Below are 3,854 nucleotides of genomic sequence, written 5' to 3'. Positions count from 1 at the left end.
TCTCGATGATGTCGCAGTGGTGGGTGAGGCGATCGAGCATGGCGGTGGTCATCTTGGCGTCGCCGAAGACCTGGACCCATTCCCCGAAGGAGAGGTTGGTGGTGACGATCAGCGCGGTGTGCTCGTAGAGCTTGCTGATCAGATGGAAGAGCAAGGCACCACCGGACTCGGAGAAGGGTAAGTAGCCCAGCTCATCAAGGACGACGAGGTTCATGTTCAGCTGCATATTACGGGGCATCGTGGGCACCCATTACGATTGATCGTGGGCGCTGATTCCGTTTGATCGTGGGCGGTCATTACGGCTGATCGTGGGCACTTTTGCGCTTTTTTCGTAATCGGTGCCCACGATGGCGTAACGGAACCGGGATTTGCTCCTGGCGAATTAAAAACATTCTGGTCGTTCAATGGATTGGAAGGCGTTCTGCTTCTCTTTTGCCGGAGATGTAGCATGCCCACACCGAGGATGACCATGAAAGCGATTTACGAAGTACTCCGTTTACACGCCGCAGGGTTCAGTCAGCGGCAAATTGTGCAAGCCTGCCGCCTGTCCAAAGGAGCCGTCAGCAAGTATTTGCAGTTGGCCGCGCAGGCCGGGCTGTCCTGGCCGCTGCCGGACGACATAGACGCCGCCGGGCTCGAGGCGCGGTTGTTCCCTGCCCGTCGTGCGGCTTCCCATTCCATCTTGATTCCAGACTTTGCCGCCATCCACACACAGCTACAGCGCAAAGGCGTGACTCTGCAGTTGCTGTGGGAGGAGTATGTGGCTGCCCATCCAGGACAGCGGATCTACCAGTATTCCCAGTTCTGCGCCCATTACCGCACGTGGAGGGCGCGGCTCAAGCGCAGCATGCGGCAGACCCATATTGCTGGAGAAAAGGTCTTCATCGATTATGCTGGCCCCACCGTGCCGGTGGTCGATCCCCGCACGGGAGAGGTCCGGCAAGCGCAAATCTTCGTGGCCGTGCTGGGGGCCTCCAATTATACCTACTGTGAGGCCACCTGGAGCCAGAGTCTGCCCGACTTCTTGGGTTCTCACGTGCGGGCCCTGGCTTTCTTTGGCGGGGTTCCCCGCCTTTTGGTACCTGACAACTTGAAGGCCGCCGTCACCAAGGCCTCCCGTTATGAGCCGGAAATCAACCGGAGCTATCGCGATCTGGCCAGGCACTACGGCGCGGTGGTGCTACCCACCAGACCCTATAAACCCAAGGACAAAGCCAAGGTAGAGGTGGGCGTGCTCATCGTGGAGCGTTGGATTTTGGCCCGTCTTCGGCACTTCCAATTCTTCTCCCTGGCGGAGCTCAACCAGACCATCCGCCGGCTGCTGGAGGAGCTGAATCAACGCCCGTTCAAACAACTTCCTGGCTGCCGCCGTAGCGCCTTCGAGACCCTGGATGCCCCCGCCCTCCAGCCTCTCCCGACGGTGCCCTATGAATATGCCGAGTGGAAGTCGGCTAAGGTCAGCATCGACTACCATGTGGCTTACCAAGGACGCTTCTATTCGGTACCCCACCAACTGGTTGGCCAGCGGGTCGATCTGCGCGTCAGCGCCCAAACCGTAGAGATCTTCCATGGACAGCAACGCGTTGCCAGTCATCTACGCGAGCTCACCCAGGGTCGCTACAGCACCCTGACCGAACATATGCCCAAGGCCCACCAGAAGCACCAAGAGTGGAGCCCGGGGCGCCTGTTGCGCTGGGCGCTCTCCATTGGCCCGGCGACTCGAGATCTCGTGCGCTGGCAGTTGGAGAATCGACCGCATCCGGAACAGGGGTATCGCTCCTGTCTCGGCTTACTCAGCCTCTCCCGCCACTACCCGCAAGATCGGCTGGAATCAGCCTGTAGCCGTGCTCTGCGCAATGGCTCACCCACAACCCGCAGTGTTCGCTCCATCCTGAAGCAGAAACTCGATCAAAACCAACGTCACTCCGATCCAGCTAAGCCCTTACCCCTGCACGGGAATATCCTTGGCTCTCGCTACTACCACTGACAAGGAGTCTTTCGATGCTATCGCAACCGACCATCCAAGCCTTACACCAGCTCAATCTCTACGCTATGGCCGAAGCCTTGGTTGAGCAGTCCACGCTACCGCAGATGCAAGAGCTTCCCTTTGAGGATCGCCTTGCACTACTCCTGGTTCGGGAGCTCTGTGCCCGCGATGACCGACGCCTGAAACGCCTGCTGAAGTTGGCCAAGCTCAAACTAAACGCCGCCATAGAAGACCTGGATTATCGATCTTCTCGGGGCCTGGATCGAGGGAAAATGGCCGCGCTGATTCCCTGCTCCTGGATACGACAGGGGCAGAACCTCCTGGTTACAGGGGCTACCGGAACCGGCAAGACCTGGATCGCCTGCGCCTTGGGCCACCAGGCCTGTCGCCAAGGACTGGGTGTACGCTACCTCCGTCTGCCACGCTTTCTGGAAGATCTCCAAATCCGGCACGGCGACGGTAGCTTCGGTCGCTATCTGAACGCCATCGCCAAGGTGGACTTGCTGATCCTCGACGATTGGGGGTTGGCACCGATGAGCGGCGAAAACGCCCGGGATTTGCTGGAAATCATCGATGATCGTGTCGGCCAGCGCGCAACCTTGATCACCAGTCAGCTTCCCGTCTCGCATTGGCATGAAATCCTTGGCGAGCCTACTGTCGCCGATGCCGTTCTCGACCGTCTGTTGCAGAGCGCGCACCGACTAGAACTGAAAGGGGACTCCCTCCGTCGCCAACAGGAACCATCTCATGCAGCCAGGGTGGCAGAAGCGTCCTGACGGCTCTCACAGGTTACGCTGTAACCATCATTACAGAAGGCTGGACCACTAGTAGCCAAATTTGACCGATCGTGGGCACCTATGTCTAAAATCAGAACAACCAGAATGTACGCTTTTCGGGAGTGCCCACGATCAGCGTAATCAGCGCCCACGATCGCCGGAATACGCATTCAGCAAGGTTTTGACCAGGCGGCCACTCTGTCCACGGGTCTTTTCCTGCTCCAATTGATTGACCAGATCGACGACGTTGAACCAGCGCACACGATGGCCCTGGTAGATGGCGGCATGACCTAGGGCCAGTGCGAGATGGGTTTTGCCGGTCCCGGTGCCACCGACGAAGATGATGTTGTGGGCGGCGCCCAGATAGTGGCCCTCGGCAAGTCGCTGTAGCGCCTTCTGGTCCACGGGACTTTCGCTAAAGTCGAAGTCCTCCAGGCCGCGCTGGGTGGGGAAACGTGCGGTACGCATCTGGTAGAGGAGGCTACGATTGGCACGCTCCTGGCTTTCCGCGGCGATGAGTTGAGCCAACCACGTCTCGGGATCCAGAGGGGTGCGCTGGTCCATCCAATCCTCCACTGCCAGGGCCATGCCGTAGAGATGCAGAGCACGCAGGGATTGCAGCAGCTCAGTGGACATAGGCATTCCCCCGCAGCAAGTCGTATCGGGCACAGTCCGCACGGGGTTCATCCTGCAAACGCAGAGCGTCTGGCGTGCACACTGGGGCCGGGGGCAGCGGATTCGCGAAGCGATGCATGAGGTTCAGCACCACCGCGGTATTCACGGCACCCTGCTCCAGGGCCATGGCGCAGGCGGTTTCCAGATTCTCGATGCCGTATTCCCGCGCCATCAGGAGTACGGTGACGAACTCCCGATCCCCCAAGGGCTTGTTTTGCAGCCGTTGACGCACTGCGGTGATGGCGCGCGGCAGCTCCTGGAAGGGGCGCCCGTTGCGCAGGGCACCGGGCTTGCGCTCCAGGACATCCAGGTAGTGGAGGACATCCGTGAAGACCTGGCCGCGCCCCATATGCCGCCGATGGCTGGCCACCGCCTGGCCTTCGTGCAGGACCAGGATACGGTCCACATAGCGGCGT

At 59.9% G+C, this 3,854-nt stretch carries 3 protein-coding genes and 2 pseudogenes; 2 read left to right on the top strand and 3 right to left on the bottom strand.

The genetic code is table 11. The features are described 5' to 3' along the window. Window positions 1–211, bottom strand: a pseudogene (locus tag AC2VNM_RS06930) (ATP-binding protein); the annotation flags it as partial. 258 nt (window positions 212–469) lie between these two features. Between AC2VNM_RS06930 and istA the strand changes: the two are divergent. Further along, window positions 470–1,987, top strand: a complete 1,518-nt coding sequence (istA, locus tag AC2VNM_RS06925) for an IS21 family transposase (protein WP_483190214.1) — start codon at window positions 470–472, stop codon at window positions 1,985–1,987. A gap of 14 nt (window positions 1,988–2,001) precedes the next feature. After that, the gene (gene istB / locus AC2VNM_RS06920) at window positions 2,002–2,763 is read left to right on the top strand and encodes an IS21-like element helper ATPase IstB (protein WP_483190211.1); all 762 of its coding nucleotides are present in this window, start codon (window positions 2,002–2,004) and stop codon (window positions 2,761–2,763) included. Between the two features lie 141 nt (window positions 2,764–2,904). Here the strand turns inward: istB and AC2VNM_RS06915 are convergent, their stop codons facing one another. After that, window positions 2,905–3,399, bottom strand: coding sequence for an ATP-binding protein (locus AC2VNM_RS06915; protein WP_483190212.1), 495 nt, complete (start codon window positions 3,397–3,399; stop codon window positions 2,905–2,907). 47 nt (window positions 3,400–3,446) lie between these two features. Next, window positions 3,447–3,512, bottom strand: a pseudogene (locus AC2VNM_RS06910) (hypothetical protein); the annotation flags it as partial. Window positions 3,513–3,854: the final 342 nt, after the last annotated feature.

The organism is Acidithiobacillus sp. TH-A67, assembly GCF_057473545.1.
This window is presented reverse-complemented; position numbering and strand designations above follow the sequence as displayed.

Coding starts and splice junctions, on each gene's coding strand:
- istA (WP_483190214.1), top strand. CDS start 470: ATGAAAGCGATTTACGAAGTACTCCGTTTACACGCCGCAGGGTTCAGT.
- istB (WP_483190211.1), top strand. CDS start 2,002: ATGCTATCGCAACCGACCATCCAAGCCTTACACCAGCTCAATCTCTAC.
- AC2VNM_RS06915 (WP_483190212.1), bottom strand. CDS start 3,399: ATGTCCACTGAGCTGCTGCAATCCCTGCGTGCTCTGCATCTCTACGGC.